Below are 23,906 nucleotides of genomic sequence, written 5' to 3' on the forward strand. Positions count from 1 at the left end.
GGCCGTTCAGACCGATCGGGGTCTGGAGCCAAACCTCCAGGGGGTGCGCCACCAGGTGGCGGGAACTACGGCTTCACCGACCGGTAGTACCTTCGCGCGCCTTCGTGCAGTTCCAGCGGGTCCGTGTAGATCGCCGTGCGCAGATCCACCAGCTGCGCCGCGTGCACCTGCGCGCCGATGCGGTCGCGGCTGTCGATGACCACGCGGGTCAGCTCGTCGGTCAGGTCGGGGTTCATGTCCTGACGGGTGACCAGGAGGTTGGCGACGGCCACGGTCTGCACGGAGACGCCCTGCTGCGCCTCTGGATAGGCGTCGGCCGGCATCACCGCGGCCCGGTAGTAGCGGGACGCGCCGCCCTGCGCGTGCAGGTTCGCCACCAGGTCGCCGCCGATCGGCACCAGCCGGACCGGGAAGTGCTGCGACAGATCCGTGATCGCGCCGGTGGGCAGCCCGCCCGACCAGAAGAACGCGTCGATCCGGTGCTGCCTCAGCAGCCCGGGCATCGTCCCGATGCCGTCGGACAGCGACGTGATGTCCTTGTGAGGATCCAGCCCTGCCGCCTTCAGCACATGCTCCGCGATCAGCCGCACCCCGGAGCCGCTCGGCCCGACGGCGACCGTGAGGCCCTTCAGGTCCGCCACCGACCGCACGGCGGACGAACGCGGCACCACCAGGTGCACATAGTCGTCGTACAGCCGGGCGCAGCCGCGCAGCCGGCCGGCGCCGGGTCCCTTCTGAAGCCGGTACGTCTCCACCGCGTCGGCCGCCGCGATCGTGAAGTCCGCCTTCCCCGTGGCCACCCGGCGCACGTTCTCCTGCGACCCGTCGCTGTTCTGCAGCCGTACGTCCAGCTGCGGCATGTCCCGGGCGATCGTCTGCCGCAGCAGGGTGCCGTACTTCTCGTAGACGCCGCTCGGGGTCCCGGTACTGAAGGTGACCGTGCCGCTCGGGGACGCCTCGCCGATCGGCAGCAGCCACCACAGCAGCAGTCCGACGACCGCGCACGCGGCCGCCGAGCCCAGCAGCGCGCGGCGTCTGCCGATACGGGGGAGTGCCTCAAGCATGCGCGCGATCCTGCCAGGCCGCGGCCCCTCTGACCAGGCCGGGACCGACAAGGGGAGGGCGGAGGGCGGGTGCTTGCGAACGGTAGGGTCGGCGGATGCGTCCTTCCCCCGCCTCCCTCGTCCGTGAGTTCCACCTCGCCTTCGGTCTCGATGTGCGTTCCGAGCCGACGGAGGTCTCCCCGGAACTCACCGCGCACCGGGGTGAGCTGCTCGCCGAGGAGGCGGCGGAGGTCGCCGAGGTGTCCGTCACCGGCCCGCTCGACCGGCTGGCGCACGAGCTGGCGGACCTCGTGTACGTGGCGTACGGGACGGCCCTGGTGCACGGCATCGACCTCGACTCTGTCATCGCCGAGATCCACCGCGCCAACATGACGAAGATCGGCCCGGACGGCACGGTGTCGCGCCGGGCCGACGGCAAGGTGCTCAAGGGCGACCACTACCGCGCCCCTGACGTCTCTGCGGTCCTGCGCCGCCAGGGCTGGTCGCCCGCGGAGCGGTAGGGCTGCACCGCCCCGGCGTCCGGCGCTGCGACCGGGGCCCGAAGAGCCCGCCTAAACTGACCCCTTGCAAGGACGAGACGACCCCGGTGTGAACAGGAGGCCCACGGTGACGGCAGTCGGCGGTGGTTTCGAGGATCCGTCCGCCGAGGTGCTGTCCCAGGCGGCCGCCGCCTTCGGACTGTTGGCCTCGCCCGCGCGGCTGCACATCGTGTGGGCGCTCGCGCAGGGCGAGAGCGATGTCACCGGGCTCGCCGAGCGGGTCGGCGGCGCGCTGCCCGCCGTGAGTCAGCACCTGACGAAGCTCAAGCTCGCCGGGCTCGTCGGCTCCCGCCGTGAGGGCCGCCGCCAGGTGTACTTCGTCGACGACGCGGACGTCGTGACCGTGGTGCGCCTCCTGGTCGGCCGGCTGACCGACCGTGCCGCCCCGGCCGACGTCCCGGCACCCCGGCTCCGTGGCCTCTGAGACCGCCGCGACGCCGGCACCCCCGCCCGGCCCGGACCCCGGCGCCGGCGGCCCCACGTCCCTTCAGGAGCTGCGCCGCCTGGAGAGCAGTCTGCGCGGGCTCACCGAGGCGGAGGCGGAGGCCCGGCTCGGTGAAGCCGGGGAGAACGTGCTCCCCGAGGCCCGCACGGCCTCCTGGGCCCGGCGCTTCGTCCGCGGGCTGCGCGACCCGTTCACAAGTGTGCTGCTCTGCCTCGGCCTGGTCTCGGCGACCGTCACCGCCTGGGGCACCGCCTGTGTCATCCTCTCCCTCGTCGTGGTCAGCTGCGTCCTGCGCGCCACGGGCGAGCACCGGGCCGACCGCTCCATGGCCGCGCTGCGCGACCTGGTCGCCACCACCGCGACCGTGGTGCGCCGACCGGAGGCGGACCGCGCGCCACGCGAGCGCGAGATACCGGCCGCCGAACTGGTGCCGGGCGACGTGATCCGGCTCGCGCCCGGCGACCTCGTCCCCGCCGACGTACGGCTGCTGCGCGCCGGCGGCCTGACCGTGCACCAGGGGCGCTCACCGGCGAGTCGGCGCCGGTCGCCAAGAGCGCGCCCGACGTCCCCGGCGCCTTCGGCGGCGGCCCCTTCGCCCAGCCCCATCTCTGCTTCCAGGGCAGCAGCGTCGCCTCCGGCAGCGGCACCGCGCTCGTCCTCCACACGGGCGCCCGGACCAGGTTCGCGCGGGCCCACGGCACGCCCGCCGCGCGCGGGGCGAGCGCGTTCGACCGGTCCGTGCACGGCATCTCCTGGGTGCTGATCCGGTTCATGCTGCTCACCCCGCCGCTGGTCCTCATGGCGGGCGCTGCGCTGCGCGGCCGGGGCCTGCAGACGCTGCCCTTCGCCGTCGCGGTCGCCGTAGGCCTCACCCCGGAGATGCTGCCGGTCATCGTCACCACCTGCCTGGCCCGCGGCGCCTCCCTGCTCGCCCGCAGCCACGGAGTGATCGTCAAACGCCTGCCGGCGCTGCACGACCTCGGTGCCGTCGACGTGCTGTGCCTGGACAAGACCGGCACCCTCACCCAGGACCGGCCGGTGGTCGAACGCGCCCTGGACGGCGACGGCAAGGACGCGCCCGAGGTGCTGCGCTGGGCGGCCGTCAGCGCCTGGTGGACCCTCCAGCTCGCCGACCTGCCCGCCCCGGACGCCCTGGACGAGGCGATCCTGGACGCGGCCGACGGCGCCTGGGAGGACTGCGAGGGCGTGGCCGCGCTGCCGTTCGACCCGGTCCGCCGGCGCGCCACCGCCGTGGTCCGCGGCGGCCTCGGCAGGCACGTCCTCGTCGTCAAGGGTGCCGCCGAGGACGTACTGGAGCGCTGTGCGCTGGAGCCCGCCGAACGTGAGCGCCTGCTGGCACGCGCCGCGCGCGAGGCCGGCGACGGCCTGAGGGTGCTCGCGGTCGCCACCGCCGAGCGTCCCGCCCGCACCCGCCCCTACACCGCCGCCGACGAACGCGGCCTGAGCTTCAGCGGTTTCGTCACCTTCCGCGACGCCCTCGCCCCGACCGCCGCCCGCGCCCTGCGGGACCTCGCCGCCCGCGGCGTCACCGTGCGGATCCTCACCGGCGACCACCCCGGCACCGCGGTCCGCGTCTGCCGTGACCTCGGCCTCGACCCCGGCCGGGTGCGGGCCGCGGGCGCCCCGGACGACGCCGCCGCGACCGTCGTCGCCCGCTGCACCCCCGAGGACAAGGCCCGGATCGTCACCGACCTGCGCGCGGCCGGGCACACCGTCGGCTTCCTCGGCGACGGCGTCAACGACGTACCCGCGCTGCACGCGGCCGACGTGGGCGTCGCCCCGCGCGACGCCGTCGACGTGGCACGCGAGAGCGCGGACGTCGTCCTCGCCTACAAGGACCTCACCGCGATCGACCACGCCGTCGCCGCCGGCCGCCACGCCAGTGGCAACATCGCCTCGTATCTGCGGGTCACGCTCTCCTCGAACCTCGGCAACGTCGTCGCGATGCTCGCCGCGGGCCTGTTGCTGCCCTTCCTGCCGATGCTCCCGGCCCAGGTCCTCGCCCAGAACCTGTGCTTCGACGCGGCCCAGCTCGCCTTCGCCTACGACCGCCCCGCGGCTCGGGCCCTCGCCCGGCCCACCGTGCTGCGACCGCGTGACTTCCTGCGCTTCATCACCGGATTCGGACTGCTCAACGCGGTCGCCGACCTCGCCACCTTCGGCGTCCTGGCGCTCGCGCTGCACGGGCCGGACGCGCTCGACGACGACGCGGTGTTCCACTCGGCGTGGTTCACGGAGAACCTGCTCACCCAGGCGCTGGTGATGCTGCTGCTGAGGTCCGGCCGGCGTGTCGCGGAGGGGCGCGCGCCGGGCCCGCTCGGACGGGCCGCGGCCGTTCTGGCCGCCGTGGGGCTGCTGCTGCCGCTGTCCCCGCTGGGCTCCCTGCTCGGCCTGACCGCGCTGCCGGTGACGTACCACCTGCTGCTCGCCGCCGTCCTCGCCCTGTACGCGCTCGCCCTGTGGGCGGTCAAAGCGTGCTACGAACGGCGGTCCGACGCGCAGCGCTGACCGGCCGGTCGGGTTCTGTCGGTTTCCGCGCGATTCGTTGTCGGCTCGGTTTCGCCGCCGACCGCGGGTTGTACAGTTGCGCAACGTAGCAACCAACATGGCACGGGCGAGCGGCGAGAGGCGTCCTCGGCCGACGCGAGGAAGGGCGGGCGCGTCATGCTCCGTAACGGACTGGAACCCTGGCACCTGCTGATCGTGGCGATCGTCGTCATCGTGCTGTTCGGCTCGAAGAAGCTCCCGGACACCGCCCGGGCGCTCGGCAAGTCGATGCGCATCCTCAAGAGCGAGGCGAAGGCGATGAAGGACGAGAACGCGTCCGCGCCCGCCGCCTCCGCGCCCACTCCGGTGGAGCCGACGGCCGTGCGGACCTCCGCGGAGACGGCCACGGAGCGGCCGCCGGCTACCGCCGGCTGAGGCCGCGCCCGTCAGGGGCTGGCGCTGTCGTAGCCGTAGGCCAGCGGCTCGCTGTTCACACCCAGCTGGCGCCGGTAGACGTACAGCGCCTCCACGCGTACGCCGTCCGCCGGGGACTCCACCCGGCACGGGTACGTCACCTGCAGCACCGAGGGCCGGCCCGCGACCTGCATGCGCAGGCCGTCGGCCGGCCCTCCGGCGAGCACCGCCGTCTCCCACTTCGTCGCGACATGAAGATCCATGTCTGAACTTTAGAGTTGCGCAAGCGCTGAAGTGTTGTGAGGTGCGCCACTGGTCCGGCGCCGGACGGTCCGACGCGGACGCTTCGGCGGCTCGCTGCGATCAGCTGTTGGCGTTCAGGACGGGGTAGTAGCCGTTCGCGTGCCCGGTGGCGGTCGGGTGGTACGACTCCCAGCTCGGTGAGGCCACCAGGGAGTGCAGCCAGTCGTCGCCGGAGCACAGCTCATGGCCCTCGAAGGTGGTGCGCACATCGCCGAAGACGAAGCCGTGGGCGGCGGCCCGGCCGGCGATGACGCTGTCCAGGACGTCCGCGGCCTCGTCGATCTTGCGGTGCTTGGTGTCGCTGAGGCCGACGCAGAAGACGTCGAGGGTGTACATGTGCGGGTAACCCAGCACGACCACCTTGGCGTTGGGCGCCTTGGCGCGGATCGCGTCGTAGGTGGCGTCCAGGCGGGCGGGCAGTGTGTTCCGGGCGTAGCTCTCGGCCTGGTCGACGCGGTTGACGCAGTCGGAGTCCGAGCCGGTCACACAGGTGGTCATGACGTCCGAGAAGCCCGCGTCATTGCCGCCCACGGTGAGCGAGACGAGCCCGGTGCCGGAGTTCAGCGGGCCGAGCTGGCTGCCCGTCACATCCGTGGTGGCCGCGCCCGAGCAGGAGGTGTCGGCGAACGAGGACGGTGCGTGGGCGTTCTTCCACAGGTAGGGGTAGGCGCTGAAGCTGCGGTGGCAGCCGGCGCTCGAACTGTCGTAGTTTCCCGCGCCGTTGCCCGCCGAGTACGAGTCTCCCAGGGCGACGTACGCGGGTCCGGCGGCATGCGCCGGACCGGTGAGCACCAGGCTGAACATGATCGCGAGGCTCAGCGTGGCAAGGGCTGACAGCGACTTGATGCGTCTCACGAAACCTCCCAGAGCGGGAAAGCCGGCTCTCATGTGGTACAGCGGGCAACCACTCATGGGAAGTGTTCATGTCAAGAATTCTCCTTGTATAGGCATGGCGTTTCAGGGTTTGCGGGGACGTGTGACGCAGATGCCCGGTTCTTGGTCCGCGACTCTGCGCCCCTGGGCAAGCGGTCGTGCACTCGGCGGCAACCCGTGGCGGGGAGCCCGCCCTAGGGTGACCGCGTTCAGTCGTGCACCCAGCCATCCGAAACGAGGAAGCAACGCATGCCGTACATCACCGTGGGCCAGGAGAACTCCACCGACATCGACCTCTACTACGAGGACCACGGATCCGGACAGCCGGTCGTCCTCATCCACGGATTCCCGCTCGACGGCCACTCCTGGGAGCGGCAGAGTGCCGTGCTGCTCGAGGCCGGCTACCGCGTGATCACCTACGACCGCCGTGGTTTCGGGCAGTCCAGCCAGCCGACGACCGGCTACGACTACGACACCTTCGCCGCCGACCTGAACACCGTGCTGGAGACCCTCGACGTGCGGGACGCCGTCCTCGTCGGGTTCTCGATGGGCACCGGCGAGGTCGCACGGTACGTGTCCACCTACGGTTCCGCCCGCGTCGCCAAGGTGGCCTTCCTGGCCTCGCTGGAGCCCTGCCTGCTCAAGACCGACGACAACCCGGACGGCGTCGCCCCGAAGGAGTTCTTCGACGGCGTCGTCGCGGCCGTCAAGGCGGACCGCTACGCGTACTACACGGACTTCTACAAGGACTTCTACAACCTCGACGAGAACCTCGGCACCAGGATCAGCGAGGAGGCCGTCCGCAACAGCTGGAACGTCGCCGCGGGCGGTGGCTTCTTCGCCGCGGCCGCCGCACCCTCGACCTGGTACACCGACTTCCGGGCCGACATCCCGGCCATCGATGTGCCTGCCCTGATCCTGCACGGTACGGGCGACCGCATCCTGCCCGTCGAGGGGACCGCGCGGCCGTTCCACAAGGCGCTCCCGTCCGCCGACTACGTCGAGATCGAGGGCGCCCCGCACGGCCTGCTGTGGACCCACGCCGAGGAGGTCAACCAGGCCCTCCTCGCCTTCCTGGCGAAGTGACCCGATGTGAGCCGGGCCGCCGTGACGAAGGCGGCCCGGCTCACGCATGTCTCCGGCCGGTGTCCGACGCTGCACACTCGGCGCCGGACGGAGCGCGGCCCGCCACGCCGGACCGGGGTGGGCGCTGACGGGCAAGCCCCCCTGCACGCACAGGCATGGCGTCCGTCCGGCCGGTGCCTACATTTCTGGAACCCACACATTTGCCGGAATGAAGAGGCCCCCATGCAGTTCGGAATTTTCTCGGTGGGGGACGTGACCCCTGATCCGACCAACGGCCGTACTCCGTCGGAGCACGAGCGCATCAAGGCGATCGTCGCCATCGCGCTGAAGGCGGAGGAGGTCGGCCTGGACGTCTTCGCGATGGGCGAGCACCACAACCCGCCGTTCGTGCCGTCCTCGCCGACCACGATGCTCGGCTACATAGCCGCCCGTACCGAGAAGCTGATCCTGTCCACCGCCACGACGCTGATCACCACCAACGACCCGGTGAAGATCGCCGAGGACTACGCGATGCTGCAGCACCTCGCGGACGGCCGGGTCGACCTGATGATGGGGCGCGGCAACACCGGCCCGGTGTATCCGTGGTTCGGGCAGGACATCCGGCAGGGGATCAACCTCGCCAAGGAGAACTACGCCCTGCTGCGCCGGCTGTGGCGCGAGGACGTGGTGAACTGGGAGGGCAAGTTCCGCACGCCGCTGCAGGGCTTCACGTCCACGCCCCGCCCCATGGACGACGTGCCGCCGTTCGTCTGGCACGGCTCCATCCGCTCCCCGGAGATCGCGGACCAGGCCGCCTTCTACGGCGACGGCTTCTTCCACAACAACATCTTCTGGCCGGCCGACCACACCAAGCGCATGGTCCAGCTCTACCGGCGGCGGTACGCCCACTACGGGCACGGCACCCCCGAGCAGGCGATCGTCGGTCTCGGCGGGCAGGTGTTCATGCGGAAGAACTCCCAGGACGCGGTGCGCGAGTTCCGCCCCTACTTCGACAACGCGCCCGTGTACGGGCACGGGCCGTCCCTGGAGGACTTCACCGAGCAGACCCCGCTGACGGTGGGCTCTCCCCAGCAGGTCATCGAACGCACGCTGTCCTTCCGTGAGACCGTCGGCGACTACCAGCGGCAGCTGTTCCTGATGGACCACGCGGGACTGCCGCTGAAGACCGTGCTGGAGCAGCTCGACATGCTCGGCGAGGAGGTCGTGCCGGTGCTGCGGAAGGAGTTCGCGAAGGACCGGCCGGCCGACGTGCCGGACGCTCCCACCCACGAGTCCCTGCGTTCCGTCCAGGAGGTGTCCGCCGCATGAAGCTCGTCGCCGTGTCCGCGGGGCTGAGCACCCCGTCGTCCACACGTCTGCTCGCCGACCGTCTCGCCGAGTCGGCCCGCGGTGAACTCGCCGCCCACGGCCACGAGGTGGATACGGAGGTGATCGAGCTGCGGGAACTGGCCGTCGCCGTCGCCAACAACCTCGTCACCGGCTTCCCGCCGCCCCAACTGGCCACCGCCATCGACGCGGTGACGGGCGCCCACGGCCTGATCGCCGTGACCCCCGTGTTCACCGCCTCCTACAGCGGGCTGTTCAAGTCCTTCTTCGACCTGATCGACCCGGACGCCCTCACGGGGAAGCCGGTCCTGATCGGGGCGACGGGAGGCACGGCCCGCCACTCCCTGGTCCTGGAGCACGCCCTGCGCCCGCTCTTCGCCTACCTGCGCGCGGCCGTCGTCCCCACCGCGGTGTACGCGGCGTCCGAGGACTGGGGATCCGGCGGCGACGAGTACACCGAGGGCCTGCCCGCGCGCGTACGGCGGGCGGCCGGCGAACTGGCCGCCCTGATGGCCGCCCGCCCTGCCGAGAAGACACCCGAGGACGACATCACCGCGCTCGAACGGCAGCTCTCCGACCTGCGCTTCGACTGAGACGGACCCGGGGTGCGGTCCACGGCCGTCGACGGCCGGTGCTCATCCGTCCGGCTGGAGCTTCTCCCGCAACTGGCCACGGGAGGTGATCCCCAGCTTCGGATAGATCCGGTACAGGTGCGCTGCGACGGTGCGGTGGGAGAGGTAGAGCTGCTGCCCTATCTCCCGGTTGGAGAGCCCCGTCGCCGCAAGCTGCGCGATCTGCAGTTCCTGCGGCGTCAGCAGCTCCCAGTCGGCGTGACCACTCTGGGGACCACCCTTGTCGGGCACACCCGCCTCGCCGGCGGAACGGAGTTCCTGGCAGGCCCGCTCGTACCACGGTCGGGTCCCCAGCGAGGCGAAGCACTCCCTGGCGATCCGCAGGGGTACCCGGGACTCCATGACCCGTCGCCTACGACGCAGCCATGCGCCGTGGGCGAGCAGGAGGCGGGCCCGCGTGAAGGGATCCACGGAATGGTCCAGAGCGAGCGCCGACCGGAACGATGCCTCGGCGTCCTCGTCGTCGGCCAGGAGGGCGTGCGCGAACCCGAGGTTCGCCCGGATCATCCGCGCCGTGGTGGCCGCGGCAGCCGCGTCGAGCCGGCGGAGGACGCCACGCGCGGCGGCCCTGTCCTCGTCGCTCACGGCGGCCTCGGCGAGCACCGGGATCGCGACGGTCTGGAGATATGGATGGTGCGCGGGGTCCGCGGGGTCGAAGACCCGCCACACACAGGCGAACGCCTCCGCATGACGGCCGGCCGCGAGCCCGATCAGCCCTCGCGTGATCTGGATGAAGGCGAGGTTCGACGGGTTCGCCAGGGCGAGTGTCTGGCGTTCGGCCTCCTCGATGGCGGTCTGTGCCGTCTCCAGGTCACCGAGCACCGCCGAGAAGTGCGCTTTCGCGATGAGTGCACCGGTGAGCCAGCGGGCCTGCGCGGTCTCCTCCGCGAGCCGGATGGCCTCGGCCACGCTCGGCAGGCCCGACTCCCGGTCCACGATGTGCGCCGAGGCGAACGACAGCGACACCAGGGTCTGCGCCAGAAGCCCCAGCCGCCCCTGGGCCCGCAGACCGGCCGCCGCGTGCCGGAGGAAGCCCACCGCGTGGTCGTATCCGCCCATGGCCGTGGCCGCCGCACCGAGCGTGGCGGCGGCCAGGGCGTCGTAGCCGCCCTCGCTCTCCAGCCGCTCGAACCGCTCGATCACCGTCGCGCCACGCTCCAGCGGGGTGGCGAAGGCCAGGACGTACAGGAGGTCGGGGTGCAGTTCCGGCACCGGCAGCCGCTCGGCCGCGGTCACCACGCACTCGCGCAGAGCAACCCCCGGGTCGAACCACCAGCATCGTCGAGCGGCGGCCCGCAGAAGCCGGAGCGCGAGTTCGGGGTCACCGGCGGACGCCGCCTCCTCCGCCGTGGTGATGAGCAGGCGCAGACGCGGGACGCTGGTCGACACATCGATGTCGAAGCCCTCGCCCACCAGCACCGTGCGCGCCCGCTCCGGCACGTCGGCCGCGAGCGGGGCCGCCGACTGCACAAGGGCCGCGGCCTGATTCGTCCTACCGAGTTCGAGGGCCAGCTCCGCCGCTTTGACCAGGCGCTTTCCCATGCGCGAGGGGTTCTCGCCGAGCGCGATGGACCGCTCGAGGGCCGCCAGGGCGACGGCCGGCGCACCCCGTGCCTCCGCTCTGGCAGCCGTCCGGTCCAGTTCCACGGCGACGGATTCGTCCCGTCGGCCCGTGGCCGCGGCCCTGTGCCAGGTCCGGCGGTCGGACTGACCGTCCAGCACCGCGGCCAGTGCGCCGTGCGCGGCGAGGCGCTCGGCGAGCGAGGCGGCCTGCAGCACCGCCGACCGCACGAGCGGGTGGCAGAACCGGATCCGGTGTTCGTCCGCCGTGACCAGGCCGATCTCCGCCGCGGGAGACAAGGATTCCGGTGATATGCCGACGCCCGCCAGTACCGAAGCGGCCGCGAGGACCTCGCCCAGCGCGCCGTCGTCGTCGGAGGCCGCGACGAGCAGCACGCTCCGCGTGTCGGACGGCAGGTCGAGCAGCCGGGAGGCGAATGCGCGTTCCAGTCTTGAGGTGAGGGGAACGGCTGAGGAGGTCAGGGCCTCGGCCGAGGCTTCGTGCTCGCGCAGCGCGGCAGGCAGTTCGATGAGGGCCAGAGGGTTGCCCGCGGCCGCGTCGAGCACCCGGTGTCGGAGCGGGGGTTCCAGCCCCGGCTCCACGGTGTCCAGGAGCGCCCCGGCTTCGACCGTGGTGAGGGGGTGGAGCCGGAGCTCGCGCAGCACGAGGGTGTCCAGGCATGTCGGGTGCCCGTCGCGGATGGCCAGGAGCATCCCCAAGGGCTCACGGCCGAGGCGCCGGGCGATGAACGCGAGAACGTCCAGGGTCGGCGGGTCGAGCCACTGCGCGTCGTCGACGACCAGCAGCACGGGCGCTTGGGCGGCCGCTTCGCCGAGCAGGTCGAGCGTAGCCAGGGCGATCATGAAAAGCTGCGGGGCGTGCCCCGCGGGGGGCGCCTCGGTCATTCCGAAGGCGCCCAGCAGCGCCTCCGCCTGTACCGGCGGCAGACCTGGAACCCGGTCGAGCATCGTCCGCGTCAGCTGGTAGAGCCCTGCGAAGGGCAGACGGGTCTCGGCCTCCACCCCGGACCCGGTGAGCACGGTGACACCGGAGCGCTCCGCCCGGTGCGCGGCCCATGACAGGAGTGCGGACTTGCCGATGCCGGGAGCGCCGCGCACCACGAGCGCCCCGCCCTCCATGGGCAGGCCGTCGACGAGCGCTCCCAGAGCCACCAGTTCGTTGTTCCTGCCGAACAGTTCGTGGTCCGACACCTGGTAACCCCCAGCAGCGCGTCTGATCAGCGAAAACATTCTATGTGGGACATGGGGCGGGGGCCGGGCCGGGAAAACCCCGCGTACGCCGAGCCCTCGATCACAGTCAGTTCGCAGTCATTGTGCCGATGCCGCGAGAGAAGGACGCTCGGAGCCTCGATGAGCAAGTGTTTGAAAGTTTTGAAAGGTCTGAACCATGACGGCAGGCGCACCGCAAGCCGGCGGAGACGGATTCGCCGGCCACGTGCTCACCACGACTACGGTGCCTACCCCGCAAAGACGGACCTACTGGCGCGAGGCCCTGTCCCGTACCTTCGGCGCCGTGGACATGTCGGTCCCCGACGAGGTGCACTCGGGCACGATCCGTACGGCACCCCTGGGCCGGCTCCAGGTCACCACGGTGGACGGCGATCCGCTGGAGGCCCGGCGGACACGGCGGCTCATCGCCCGGGGTGACGAGGACGAGTACGTGGTCGTGAAGCAGCTGACCAGAGGGGGCGCCCGACTGGAGCAGGACACCCGCGACGTGTCCCTGCGAGCCGGGGAGGTCTTCATCTACGACATGGCCCGCCCGGTCCGGCTGATCCTTCCCGAGCGCTTCCAGACCAAGTCGCTCGTGGTGCCGCGCCAGATCCTGGGCCTGGCCGAGTCGGACCTGCGGCAGATGACGGCGTCTCCCCTCCGTTCCGATACGGCACTCGGCGGACTGCTGTCCGTCCTGGTGTCCCGGCTGGTGGACACCGCGGGATCGTACCGACCGCACACGGGCGAGTTGCTCGCCCGCAACGTCCTGGACCTGCTGACGGTCCTCGCCGATGAACGACTCGGCAGGAACTCCGAGGAGACACCTGGCGGCGATGCGGCGCTGCGCTTGCGGATCCGGGAGTTCATCGGCCGGCACCTTGCCGATCCCGACCTGACTCCGGAGGTCATCGCCCGCGCTCACCACATCTCCGTGCGCTACCTGCACAAGATCTTCGAGGGCGAGGACGCCACGGTCAGCCGCTTCATCCAGAGCCGCCGCCTGGAGGCGTGCCGGCAGGATCTGGTGCGCCGGGAAGCCGCACATCTCACCATCGTCGCGGTGGCCCAGCGGTGGGGTTTCACCAGTGCCGCCCATTTCAGCCGGGTGTTCCGGGCCGCCTACGGAATGTCTCCCAGCGAGTGGCGCGACAGCCACAGGCCGTAGTTCCGCGCCCCTTCTGAGGCTCATCGATCCACGGAAATCCCCCTGTGCCCTCACGGACAAAACACCGTACGTTCTTCGACAAGAGACTTCCATTGACGGCTTTAGGGTCATTTGCGTAGACGCTGCCCCCCAAAAAAAGAGAGCTGCTGATCGGGGTAAGACATGACTCAGCCGTTTTGGGGTGCCGCCGATGGCACCCCGGTCACTCGCGAGGTCGTGGTGCACGTCGTCGTCGCGGGCGAACCACCGGTGCCGCTGCCCGCCGAGCTGCGCTACGACACGACGGACCCCTACGCCGTGTGCCTCTCCCTCCGAGGGGCGTCCACCGGCACGGTCGACTGGGTGTTCGCCCGCAGCCTCCTGGCGGAGGGGCTGAGCCGCCCGGCGGGTGTCGGAGACGTCCTGGTCATGCCCCGGTACGAAGGCCGCCGGCACTCGGTGCGCATAGTCGTCAGGTCCACCGCCGGGGCCGCCGCGCTGGACCTCGCGGCCTCTGCGGTCGCCGCGTTCCTGGCGCGCACCGACAGGATCGTGCCACCGGGCGCGGAGGGACTCCACATCGACCTGGACCGCGTCGTGGCCGACCTCATGGCGGGAAGCGAGTGACGGGTCGGCCGGCGAGCTTGCCGCCCGGCTCGTGCGCACAGCCCGAAAGCCGAGCTGTGCGCACCGGCCGGGATCAAGCGGCATTTGATCCGTGTCAGCATCTCGTTGCCCGTGTTCGACGCGTCGGATGTCTCCGGTCGGCTCTCCTTCGCCAGGAGTTCCGTGGCGAGTACGCTGACCAGGTCCAGGGCGCTGCGGACGAGCCGGTCGGCGACCTTCGAATTGCGGAAACCGTCTTTTTCCGGCGGCAGCACGAACCCTCGTCCCCCTTCGGACGCGGAATCTGGACCCGCATCTTCGGCACCCCTTCTCCGCACCCCGGATCTAGCGGATTCACGCGATGTGCCGACTGACGCCCGTCGGCAGGGTGTGCGTAGAGCACACCGGCGGAAGGGCGGAGATCATGTCGACGGACCCATCGACACCGAGACCGGGTAGGCAGGTCCCCGGCACCGTCTACACCACCGATGCGGTGCCCAGCCGCCAAAGACTCGCGTACTGGCGCGAAGCGCTGTCCCAGACGTTCGCCCCGGTTGCCGTCGCCGTCCCCGACGAGGTCTGCTCGGGAACCATCCGCACGTCCCGGCTGGGCCATCTGCGGGTCGCCACGGTGGACGGCGATCCCATGTCGGCGCGGCGGACTCCGCAGCTGATCGCACCGGACCAAGAGGAGCACCTGGTCGTCACGCTCGTGGTCAAGGGTGTCGCCGGAGTCCTGCAGGACGCCCGCGAGGCGCACCTGCATCCCGGGGAGATCGTCCTCTGCGACACGGCACGGCCGCTACGGCTGGAATTCCCGCATCCGTTCCAGACGAAATCCCTTGTCGTGCCGCGGCGGCTGCTGGGCCTGGAGGAGTCCGACCTGCGACGGCTCACCGCGAAACCCATCCGCCCCGACACGATGGCGGGCTCGCTGCTGGCACCCTTTCTGACCCAGCTCGTCGACGGTGCGGCGACATACCCGTCGGCCACCGGCGTGGCGCTGGCCCGCCACGTCGTCGACCTTCTCACCGTCCTGATCGAAGAGCGACTTCATCAGCAGGCGGGTGACACGCCGAGCGCGGCCCGGGAGATGCTGGCGCGCATACAGGTGTTCATCGACCGGAACCTCGCCGATCCGGACCTGACGCCGGAGGCCATAGCCCGCGCCCACCAGATCTCCGTTCGCTACCTGCACAAGCTGTTCCAGGCCGAGGACGTCACGGTCAGCCGGTGGATCCAGCGCCGCCGGCTGCAGGAGTGCCGACGTGTCCTCGCCCGCCGCGAGGCGGCGGGCCGGACCATCGCCGCGGTGGCCCGGCAGTGGGGTTTCGCCAGCCCCGCCCACTTCAGCCGGGTGTTCCGGGACGTCTACGGGATGTCCCCCGTCGAGTGGCGGGACTCCGCGGTGAGCGCGCCTCGTATGGCCGGCGTGCCCGCACCGTGACTCCGCCCGGCCCTGCCGGTGCTTTCGCCGGCCGCGTGGCCGACGTCACTCGTTCCCTGTACCAGATGCGCTGAGCTGTCGTTTTTGCGATAGTGGGCATTCCGGCTCGTCGTCCGCGCCTGCCGGAGCCGTCGTGACGGAACCGGCAGCCGACGCCGAAGGTGCGGAGGTACCGGTCGGCGTGGGACGAGCACGGCTTCGGCCGGCGGGTGCGGACTGGAGGGGCGTGCGTGGCGGGGTCAGGCGGATCGCTGTCCCGAAGCGGTCTGCGCGGCCGAGAGGCAGAGCTCGAAGAGCTTCGGACACTGATCGCCTCGGTGGCCCGCACCGGAAGCGGCGCGCTGACCCTGATCCGGGGGGAACCGGGCATCGGCAAGACCACGCTGCTGCTCGAGGCGGTCGCCACGGCCAGGGAGGCGGGGTTCTCCGCCGGCCTCGGCAAGGCCGATGAACTGCATCACATCGTGCCGCTCTCGTCGTTGGCCGCCTGCGTTCTGCACGGCGATGACCCGCTGCTGTCCGGCGACACCTTCGCCGATCTCGCGCGCCATCATGACCGGCGGATCTGGCTGGTGGAGCGCCTGGCGGAGGCGATCGAAGTCAGAGCCGGCAGTGTGCCGGTGCTGATCGCCCTCGACGACGTGCAGTGGGCCGACCCCCTCAGCCTGTTCGCCCTGAAGCAGCTTCCGGCCCGCCTGCGGACCTCGCCGGTTCTGTGGATGCTGACCGGGCGACAGGGCCCTCCCGGTCCGGCGGAGGAGATCGTCGCGGCCGCGGGGGGCGAACTCCCCGCGGTGACCGTTCCGTTGGGCCCGCTGTCCGGAGCGGCCATCGGCCAACTGGCCGGCGACACACTGGGAGCAGCCGTCGACGAGCGGGTGCGGGAGCTGCTCGACGGAGCCGGCGGTAACCCGTTTCTGGCGGTCGAGATGCTCGCCGGACTGCGGACCGCCGACGCCTCGGGTGAGTCCGTGCCCCCAGGGCTCGTGGTGGGTGTGCGCGGCAGGCTCAGGTCCCTGCGGCCCGAAGCGCTGCGCTTCCTGCAGGTCGGAGCGGTGCTGGGGCGCAGATTCGGCTTCGAGGACGCCGCAGCGCTCCACGGCCGACCGTCCGCCACGTTGATCGGGACGCTCGAGGAGGTGGTGCGCGCCGGACTCCTGGACGACGACGGCGACCAACTGGTCTTCCGGCATGATCTGCTGCGCCAGGCGGTCTACGTGGACATCCCGCCGTCGGCCCGGAAGTCTCTGCACCGCCAGGCCGCCCATCGCCTCGTCGCCACGGGCCACCAGCCCATCGACGCGGTGTCGCACATCCTCAGGAGCGCACAGCCCGGGGACGAGGAAGCGGTGGCGCTGTTGCGGCGAGCCGCTGACGACGTACTGCCCGTCACGCCGGGCCTCGCGGCCGACCTGATGACGCGGGCCCTGGAGTTGGTACCGGCCACACGGCCCCTGAGGTTCGACGTGGGGGAGCAGGCGATCATGTGCCTGACGCGGGCCGGCAGGAACCGTGAGGCACTGTCGACCGGCGACCGGTTGCTGGCCGGCCGGCCACCCCTGGAGGCGATCGGCCGGCTGCAGGCCGCCCTCGGCGGGACGCTGTGGAACCTGGATCTCGCCGAGGAGTTGCGCCGCCGGGCCGAAACGGCCCTCGCCGTGGGGGGCGCCGCCCCCGAGGTGGAGGCCAGGCTGGCCGCCCTGCGTGCGCTGGCCCTGTCCCGGAGCCACGATCTCGGCGGAGCGCGTGAGGCCGGCGAGAACGCGCTGGGTGCGGCCATCGCGATCGGTGACCGGGAGGCGCACGTCCTGTCCCTGTTCGGGCTCGGCGAGATCGCGCTCAACGCGGGCGAGAACGCCGTCGCACTGGCGCGCTTCACCGCGCTCAGCGCCGTGGACTCCGCGTTCCTTCCCGAAGAGATCGTGGCGTACCAGCACCTGGACGACTACGAGTCCGGTGAGCGGCTGCTTCAGCGGGCGGCGGACGACGCCGGGTCGTCCCGTGAGGCCATGCTGCTGTGGGCGCAGGCTCAGCAGCATCTGGGCCTCGGCAGGCTCGACGACGCCGAAGCCGACTTCGTGACCATGGAGCGCCTGGAAGACGACGTACAGGTCCCCGTCCAGCAGGTGAACGCTCGCGTGATCCGCTCCCGGATCGCGCTGCTGCGCGGCGACCGGGACGCGGCGCGGCTACACCTGGCGGCGGCACGGGAAAGACTGGCGGCCAAGCCGAACCCGGGCAACACGGCCGCGGTGCGCTTCCTGGAAGCGATCCTCGCCGAGGACGACGGGGACATCGGGCTCGCCGTCGACAAGATTCGACAGGTGCAGCGGGAAGGTCCCTTCATGCGCTGGCGGCTGCTGCGCACCTGGGTCGACTCGGCGGTACGCATGGCCCTGCGAGGCGCGGACCACGGACTCGCCGAGGATCTGGCCGCGCAGGCCGAAGCCCACGCCGAGCGCAATCCGGCCGTGCCCACCGCCACGGGTGTCGCGGCGCAGGCCCTCGGGCTCCTGAAGAACGATCTCGCCCTGCTGGAACGTTCCGTCGAGCTGCTCGAGGCATCCCCTCGCCCGCTGGTACGGGCCGCCGCCTGTGCCGACCTCGGAAAGGCGCTGCTGGCGGCAGGCCGTAAGCAGCAGGCCGTGGCCGTCCTGACCCAGGCCCATGCCGCGTTCGCAGCGTCAGGCGCGCATGCCGGGGCGGCTCGCGTAAGGCGGGATCTCGAACCTGCAGGGGGCGCAAGCCGCAGGGCGGCGAGCAGGCAGCGGCCCGTCCAGGGATGGGAGGCGTTGACGGCCTCGGAGAAGAAGGTCGCGCGCCTGATCGCCGAGGGCCACACCAACCGGTCGGCCGCCGACCTGCTCGTCGTCTCCCCGCACACGGTCAACACTCATCTGACGTCCGTCTTCCGGAAGCTGTCGGTCAACTCCCGGGTCCAGCTCGCCAACATGGTGACGGCCTTGCGCGACGACTAGGGACGACCGAGTACGACCAGCGACGGAGACGGAGACGGCTGGGCACCACTGGAGGCGCCCGGACGGGTCTATTGGTACGTTCACGCGATGCCGGCGCCGCCCGAACGCGCTTGGCTGGGGCCAGACTCACTCGGAGGCCACCGACGTGCACCGACACACCCCCACACCGCCGACCGTCGTGCTCGTGCACGGTGCGTTCACCGACGCCTCGTCCTGGGCGGGGGTCATCAGCCTCCTCCACGCCGCCGGACTGACCGTGCGCGCCCTGGCGAACCCGTTGCGCGGTCTGGCGGAGGACGCCGCCTACATCCGGAGCGCGGTGCGCCGCATCGAGGCCCCGGTCGTGCTCGTCGGCCACGGCTACGGTGGCGCGGTCATCACCGAGGCCGCCACCGACGCCGACAACACCGTGGCGTTGTGCTATGTCGCGGCGTTCGGCCTCGACGCCGGAGAGTGCCTCCTCGACATCACCGGCCGCTTCGCCCCCATGCCCTCGACCGACGCCACCTCGACCGCCGCTCTCCCCGCCCGGCTCGGCGCCGGCCAGGAGAGCGAGCTGTCCATCCGCAAGGAACGTTTCCCGCAGGTGTACGCCGCGGACCTGCCGCCCCGCGTCACCAGCGTGCTGTCCGTGACGCAGCGCCCGATCGCCCGCAGCGCCCTGACCGGTAGATCGGGCCCGCCGGCATGGGCCTCCAAGCCGTCCTGGTACGCCATCGCGGCCGCCGACCGAATGCTCAACCCCACCGCTCAGCGCTTCATGGCACAGCGCATGGCGGCCACCGAATACTTACTGGACGCCTCGCACGCCGCGGTTCTCTCACAGCCCGGCGCCGTGGCGGCGATGATCCGGGAAGCGGCAGGACACAGCACTGATCGCGACGACGGCCGAAAGCCTCGGCATACCTTCTGATCAGGTCGATGAGGTAATGTCCCCGCTCGAACGGGAAGTCGCCGGAATGGACCTTCTCCTCGGCGACGCGGACGCCTGGCCTTCGCCCCCAGGCTCCCACCGGCCGAGTCGCCGGGGGGTGCCTTGGTTCCGCCTTCGCCTCCCGAGAGCGAAACTCCGGCGACAGATGTCACTCGGAAGGCACCACCATGGTTTCACCCGCCAGAACGTCGGCACGGCGGATCACCGCCCTTTTGGGAACGGTCGCTCTCGCTCTGGCAGCCACCGGGTGCGCCGGCGGATCCGGATCCGGATCCGCCACGGACAAGGTGACCTCCATCACCGCGCTCGACTATTACACCGACACGACCGAACACGCCCAATGGGGCGAGCGCCTCACCGCCTGCGGCAAGGCCGCCGGCGTGGCGGTCGAGCACAGGAGCGTCCCGGGGGCGTCGCTCGTCCCCAAGGTGCTGCAGCAGGCGTCGTCGCGGACCCTTCCCGACCTGTTGATGCTGGACAACCCCGACCTGCAGCAGATCGCGCAGACCGGCGCGCTGACCCCCTTGGACCGGTACGGCATCGACTCCGGCGGCTTCGCCAAGGGCATCCAGTCGGCGGGCACCTACCAGGGGAAGGTGTACGGACTGGCGCCCACCGTCAGCACGATCGCCCTCTTCTACAACAAGGACATGCTCGCCGAGGCGGGTGTCGCGGTGCCGAAGACCTGGGACGAGTTGAAGGCGGCGGCGGCGAAGCTGACCCGCCCGGGACGCTACGGGATGGCGGTCGACGCGAACGCCACCTTCGAGGGCACCTGGCAGTTCCTGCCCTTCCTGTGGTCCAACGGCGGGGACGAGAGGCGACTGGACACCCCGCAGGCCGCGCAGGCACTCCAGCTGTGGGTGGACCTGATGAAGAGCGGATCCATGTCGAAGTCCGTGCTGAACTGGACGCAGGCCGACGTCCACGACCAGTTCGTCGCCGGCAGGGCGGCCATGATGGTCAACGGCCCCTGGCGGATCTCCGAGCTGAACCAGGACAAGAACTTGCACTGGGGTGTGGTCCCCATCCCCGTCCGTCAGGCGGGGCAGACCCTTGTCACACCGCTCGGCGGCGAGGTGTGGACGGTCCCGCAGACCGCGTCCAAGGCCCGGCAGCAGAAGGCCGCCCAGGTACTCGCCTGCCTGAACGACTCCACGAACATGCTGGCCCTGGCCAAGCAGTACTTCACCGTGCCCTCCCGCACCGCGGTGGCGTCCCGGTACGCCGAGCAGGTCCCGTCGATGGCCGCCTTCGCCCGAAGCGTCGAGAAGGCCCGAGCCCGTACCGGCGAACTCGGCGTCAAGTGGCCCAAGGCGGCGACCGGGATCTACACCGCGATCCAGGCCGCCCTGACCGGCGAGCAGACACCGCAGGAAGCACTCCGGCATGCGCAGCAGATCGCGACCGGTTCCTGACGAGGACGAGGCCGCGCACGGCAGGGCCCGGGCTGCGGCCCGGGCCCGCTTCTGGGAGCCGGTCTCCCAGTGGATGTTCATCGTGCCCGCGGTGACGTACCTGCTGCTGTTCTTCGGCTACCCGATCGTCAAGAACGTCGTGATGAGCTTCCAGCAGTACACGACCACCACCTTCTACACCGGTGCCGCGCCGTTCGCAGGGCTGCAGAACTACACGAAGATCCTGTCCTCGGACCTGTTCCCCAAGGCCTTGCTGACGACGGTCCTGTTCACAGCCGGATCGATAGCCGGGCAGTTCGTGGTCGGCCTGGCACTCGCCCTGTTCTTCCAGCGCCGCTTCCCGCTCGGCGGCGTTCTGCGGTCGCTGTTGCTACTGCCGTGGCTGCTGCCGCTGGTCGTCTCGGGGACGACGTGGAGGTGGATGCTCGACACCGACGACGGAGTCGTCAACAAGGCGCTGCGCGACCTCCACCTGCTGTCATCCGGCATACCCTGGCTCACCGGCACCTCACAGGCGCTCGTGGCGGTGATCCTCATCAACATCTGGGTGGGCATCCCGTTCAACACCGTGATCCTGTACGGCGGCCTGCAGGACATTCCGGTGCATCTGTACGAGGCGGCGAAACTGGACGGCGCCGGTGCGGTGGCGGCGTTCCGCCATGTCACCTGGCCACTGCTGCGCCCCGTGGTCGACGTCGTGCTGGTGCTGGGCGTGGTCTACACGATCAAGGTGCTGGACCTCATCCTCATCGTGACCGGCGGAGGACCGGCCGACGCCACCGAGACCCTCGCAACCCGGTCCTACGAACTGTCCTTCCAGCAGTTCGAGTTCGGGCGCGGCGCCGCGATGAGCAACGTACTCGTCGCCGTCTCGCTCATCTTCGCCTTCGTCCACCTGCGCGCCCGCCGGCGCGCCCGGCGCACCTGAGGGGGGATCCCGTGAAGCGCGCACCGAGCCGTGGTCTGGTGTCCACGATCGTCGGGATCGTCCTGCTCGCGGTGATGCTGTTCCCCGTCTACTGGATGGTGAACGCCTCCCTGCAGCCGGCGGGCAACCCACTACGGGGAGGCTGGTTCCCGCTCCACCCGGACCTCGGCGGATACGCCACGGCACTGCGCGATCAGGGACGCAACCTCGTCACCAGTCTCGTCGTGGCCCTCGGCAGCGTGGCGTTCAGCCTCGCGCTCGCCGCGCCGGCGGCCTACGCGCTGGCCCACCTCCCCGTCCGGGGCATCAACCTCGTGCTCTTCGGCGTCCTGATCACACAGATGGTGCCGGGCATCGCCGTGGCCAACGCGCTCTACAACGCCTACAACGACCTGGGACTGCTCAACTCCTCGCTCGGACTGGTCCTCGCCGACTCCACCGCCGGGGTCCCCTTCGCGATCATCATTCTCCGTTCGTTCATGCAGGGCATTCCCAGGGAGATCATCGAGGCCGCGCGCGTGGACGGTGCCGGGAGGCTGCGCACCTTCCGCTCGGTGGTGCTCCCGTTGAGCACCAACGCGCTGATCACCGCAGCGCTCTTCACCTTCCTCTTCGCCTGGAGCGACTTCCTCTTCGCCCTCACCCTGACCACCACGGATACCGTGCGGCCGATCACCCTCGGCATCTACGAGTACATCGGCGCGCACACGAACCAGTGGAACGCCATCATGGCCACCGCGGTCCTGGCCTCCGCCCCGGCGGCCGTGCTGCTCGTCATCGCCCAGCGCCACGTCGCCGCAGGCGCCACGAGCGGGGCCGTCAAGTGAGGGACGGTCCCGTCTGCCTCCGGTCCCTCGGAGCAGTGCGCTCCGGCCCATGGCCGGACAGGGCTCTTCGGGACAGGGCTCTTCGAGTACCGCCTACCCTTGTTCCATGACCAGCAGCAGCGACCGGAGCCCCGCAGTGGACGTTCACGCACCCAAGAGCTATGAGATCCGCACCTACGGGTGCCAGATGAACGTCCACGATTCCGAGCGATTGGCCGGGCTGCTCGAAGAGGCCGGGTACGTGCGTGCGCCCGAGGGGGCGGACGGCGACGCGGACGTGGTCGTCTTCAACACCTGCGCCGTGCGGGAGAACGCCGACAACCGGCTCTACGGCAACCTCGGCCGCCTCGCGCCGAAGAAGGCCGTCCGGCCCGGCATGCAGATCGCCGTCGGCGGCTGCCTGGCGCAGAAGGACCGCGACACCATCGTGAAGAAGGCGCCCTGGGTGGACGTCGTCTTCGGTACGCACAACATCGGCAAGCTGCCGGTCCTGCTGGAGCGCGCCCGCGTCCAGGAGGAGGCACAGGTCGAGATCGCCGAGTCGCTGGAGGCCTTCCCGTCCACCCTGCCGACGCGGCGCGAGAGCGCCTACGCGGCCTGGGTGTCGATCTCCGTCGGCTGCAACAACACCTGCACCTTCTGTATCGTCCCGGCGCTGCGCGGCAAGGAGAAGGACCGCCGCCCCGGCGACATCCTCGCCGAGGTCGAGGCACTGGTCGCCGAGGGTGTCTCCGAGATCACGCTGCTGGGCCAGAACGTCAACGCCTACGGCTCCGACATCGGCGACCGTGAGGCCTTCAGCAAGCTGCTGCGTGCCTGCGGGAACATCGACGGCCTGGAGCGCGTCCGCTTCACCTCCCCGCACCCGCGCGACTTCACCGACGACGTCATCGCGGCCATGGCCGAGACTCCGAACGTGATGCCGCAGCTGCACATGCCGCTGCAGTCCGGCTCGGACGCCGTGCTCAAGGCGATGCGCCGGTCCTACCGTCAGGAGCGCTACCTGGGGATCATCGAGAAGGTGCGCGCCGCCATCCCGCACGCCGCGATCACCACCGACATCATCGTCGGCTTCCCCGGGGAGACCGAGGAGGACTTCGAGCAGACGCTGCACGTGGTGCGCGAGGCGCGGTTCGCGCAGGCGTTCACCTTCCAGTACTCCAAGCGGCCCGGCACCCCGGCCGCCGAGATGGAGAACCAGATCCCCAAGGAGGTCGTCCAGGCGCGCTACGAGCGGCTCGTCGCCCTCCAGGAGGAGATCTCCTGGGAGGAGAACAAGAAGCAGGTCGGCCGCACGCTGGAGCTGATGGTCGCCGAGGGCGAGGGGCGCAAGGACGGGGCCACCCACCGGCTGTCCGGCCGCGCCCCCGACAACCGCCTGGTCCACTTCACCAAGCCGGAGCAGGAGGTGCGCCCGGGTGACGTGGTGACCGTCGAGGTGACGTACGCCGCCCCGCACCACCTCCTCGCCGAGGGAGCCGTCCTCGACGTGCGCCGCACGCGCGCGGGCGACGCGTGGGCGAAGCGGAACGCGGCGGAGGCCGCCGAGCCGGCCGGTGTGATGCTGGGTCTGCCGAAGGTCGGCGTGCCGGCGCCCCTGCCCGTGGCCACCGCCGGCGCCTGCGGCTGCGACTGACG

At 70.9% G+C, this 23,906-nt stretch carries 19 protein-coding genes and 1 pseudogene; 16 read left to right on the forward strand and 4 right to left on the reverse strand.

What is annotated here, in order from left to right; genetic code table 11:
* Positions 1-65: 65 nt before the first annotated feature.
* Positions 66-1,064 (reverse strand): TAXI family TRAP transporter solute-binding subunit, encoded by a 999-nt coding sequence (locus tag N8I84_RS29330; protein ID WP_263232431.1) that lies wholly within the window; start codon positions 1,062-1,064, stop codon positions 66-68.
* A 95-nt stretch (positions 1,065-1,159) separates the two neighbouring features.
* On the opposite strand from N8I84_RS29330, the gene N8I84_RS29335 reads away from it, so the two are divergent.
* The 4 genes and pseudogenes from N8I84_RS29335 (at position 1,160) to tatA (ending at position 4,991) form a co-directional block, all read left to right on the forward strand.
* Positions 1,160-1,564 (forward strand): pyrophosphohydrolase domain-containing protein, encoded by a 405-nt coding sequence (locus N8I84_RS29335; RefSeq protein ID WP_263232432.1) that lies wholly within the window; start codon positions 1,160-1,162, stop codon positions 1,562-1,564.
* A 106-nt stretch (positions 1,565-1,670) separates the two neighbouring features.
* Positions 1,671-2,027 carry an ArsR/SmtB family transcription factor gene (locus N8I84_RS29340; protein ID WP_200418561.1) on the forward strand — a complete coding sequence of 119 codons (357 nt, stop codon included), beginning with the start codon at positions 1,671-1,673 and terminating at the stop codon, positions 2,025-2,027.
* A pseudogene (gene mgtA / locus N8I84_RS29345) lies at positions 2,017-4,577 on the forward strand (magnesium-translocating P-type ATPase). Before N8I84_RS29340 ends, mgtA begins: the two are co-directional and overlap by 11 nt.
* A gap of 156 nt (positions 4,578-4,733) precedes the next feature.
* The gene (gene tatA / locus N8I84_RS29350; protein ID WP_263232433.1) at positions 4,734-4,991 is read left to right on the forward strand and encodes a Sec-independent protein translocase subunit TatA; all 258 of its coding nucleotides are present in this window, start codon (positions 4,734-4,736) and stop codon (positions 4,989-4,991) included.
* 11 nt (positions 4,992-5,002) lie between these two features.
* Here tatA and N8I84_RS29355 read toward each other — a convergent pair whose 3' ends face one another.
* The gene (locus N8I84_RS29355) at positions 5,003-5,233 is read right to left on the reverse strand and encodes a hypothetical protein (RefSeq protein WP_200418558.1); all 231 of its coding nucleotides are present in this window, start codon (positions 5,231-5,233) and stop codon (positions 5,003-5,005) included.
* 100 nt (positions 5,234-5,333) lie between these two features.
* Complete coding sequence (locus tag N8I84_RS29360; protein WP_263232434.1) at positions 5,334-6,128, reverse strand: SGNH/GDSL hydrolase family protein; 795 nt, start codon at positions 6,126-6,128, stop codon at positions 5,334-5,336.
* A gap of 267 nt (positions 6,129-6,395) precedes the next feature.
* Here N8I84_RS29360 and N8I84_RS29365 point away from each other — a divergent pair, with 267 nt between their 5' ends.
* From N8I84_RS29365 to N8I84_RS29375, 3 genes are all read left to right on the forward strand, one after another.
* A complete protein-coding gene (locus tag N8I84_RS29365; RefSeq protein WP_200418556.1) occupies positions 6,396-7,232 on the forward strand; it encodes an alpha/beta fold hydrolase in 837 nt (278 codons plus the stop codon).
* Between the two features lie 222 nt (positions 7,233-7,454).
* Positions 7,455-8,540, forward strand: a complete 1,086-nt coding sequence (locus N8I84_RS29370; protein ID WP_263232435.1) for an LLM class flavin-dependent oxidoreductase — start codon at positions 7,455-7,457, stop codon at positions 8,538-8,540.
* The gene (locus N8I84_RS29375; RefSeq protein ID WP_263232436.1) at positions 8,537-9,151 is read left to right on the forward strand and encodes an FMN reductase; all 615 of its coding nucleotides are present in this window, start codon (positions 8,537-8,539) and stop codon (positions 9,149-9,151) included. Before N8I84_RS29370 ends, N8I84_RS29375 begins: the two co-directional genes overlap by 4 nt.
* 42 nt (positions 9,152-9,193) lie before the next feature.
* Here N8I84_RS29375 and N8I84_RS29380 read toward each other — a convergent pair whose 3' ends face one another.
* On the reverse strand, positions 9,194-11,962 hold the full coding sequence (locus N8I84_RS29380; RefSeq protein ID WP_263232437.1) for an ATP-binding protein: 2,769 nt from the start codon (positions 11,960-11,962) through the stop codon (positions 9,194-9,196).
* A gap of 196 nt (positions 11,963-12,158) precedes the next feature.
* Between N8I84_RS29380 and N8I84_RS29385 the strand changes: the two genes are divergently transcribed.
* The 9 genes from N8I84_RS29385 (at position 12,159) to miaB (ending at position 23,904) form a co-directional block, all read left to right on the forward strand.
* Entirely contained in the window at positions 12,159-13,151 is a 993-nt protein-coding gene (locus N8I84_RS29385) for a helix-turn-helix domain-containing protein (RefSeq protein WP_263232438.1), read from the forward strand.
* Positions 13,152-13,313: 162 nt separating this feature from the next.
* The gene (locus N8I84_RS29390) at positions 13,314-13,757 is read left to right on the forward strand and encodes an SsgA family sporulation/cell division regulator (protein ID WP_263232439.1); all 444 of its coding nucleotides are present in this window, start codon (positions 13,314-13,316) and stop codon (positions 13,755-13,757) included.
* A gap of 403 nt (positions 13,758-14,160) precedes the next feature.
* A complete protein-coding gene (locus N8I84_RS29395) occupies positions 14,161-15,183 on the forward strand; it encodes a helix-turn-helix domain-containing protein (protein WP_263232440.1) in 1,023 nt (340 codons plus the stop codon).
* A gap of 230 nt (positions 15,184-15,413) precedes the next feature.
* On the forward strand, positions 15,414-18,161 hold the full coding sequence (locus tag N8I84_RS29400; protein WP_263232441.1) for a helix-turn-helix transcriptional regulator: 2,748 nt from the start codon (positions 15,414-15,416) through the stop codon (positions 18,159-18,161).
* A 145-nt stretch (positions 18,162-18,306) separates the two neighbouring features.
* On the forward strand, positions 18,307-19,074 hold the full coding sequence (locus N8I84_RS29405; RefSeq protein ID WP_263232442.1) for an alpha/beta fold hydrolase: 768 nt from the start codon (positions 18,307-18,309) through the stop codon (positions 19,072-19,074).
* Positions 19,075-19,382: 308 nt separating this feature from the next.
* Positions 19,383-20,513, forward strand: coding sequence for a sugar ABC transporter substrate-binding protein (locus tag N8I84_RS29410; protein ID WP_263232443.1), 1,131 nt, complete (start codon positions 19,383-19,385; stop codon positions 20,511-20,513).
* Entirely contained in the window at positions 20,485-21,441 is a 957-nt protein-coding gene (locus N8I84_RS29415; protein ID WP_390898959.1) for a carbohydrate ABC transporter permease, read from the forward strand. Before N8I84_RS29410 ends, N8I84_RS29415 begins: the two co-directional genes overlap by 29 nt.
* 11 nt (positions 21,442-21,452) lie before the next feature.
* Complete coding sequence (locus tag N8I84_RS29420; protein ID WP_263232444.1) at positions 21,453-22,268, forward strand: carbohydrate ABC transporter permease; 816 nt, start codon at positions 21,453-21,455, stop codon at positions 22,266-22,268.
* Positions 22,269-22,374: 106 nt separating this feature from the next.
* Positions 22,375-23,904, forward strand: coding sequence for a tRNA (N6-isopentenyl adenosine(37)-C2)-methylthiotransferase MiaB (gene miaB, locus N8I84_RS29425; RefSeq protein ID WP_263232445.1), 1,530 nt, complete (start codon positions 22,375-22,377; stop codon positions 23,902-23,904).
* The last annotated feature ends 2 nt before the right edge of the window (positions 23,905-23,906 follow it).

The sequence above is a fragment of the Streptomyces cynarae genome, assembly GCF_025642135.1.
Taxonomy (GTDB): Bacteria; Actinomycetota; Actinomycetes; order Streptomycetales; family Streptomycetaceae; genus Streptomyces; species Streptomyces cynarae.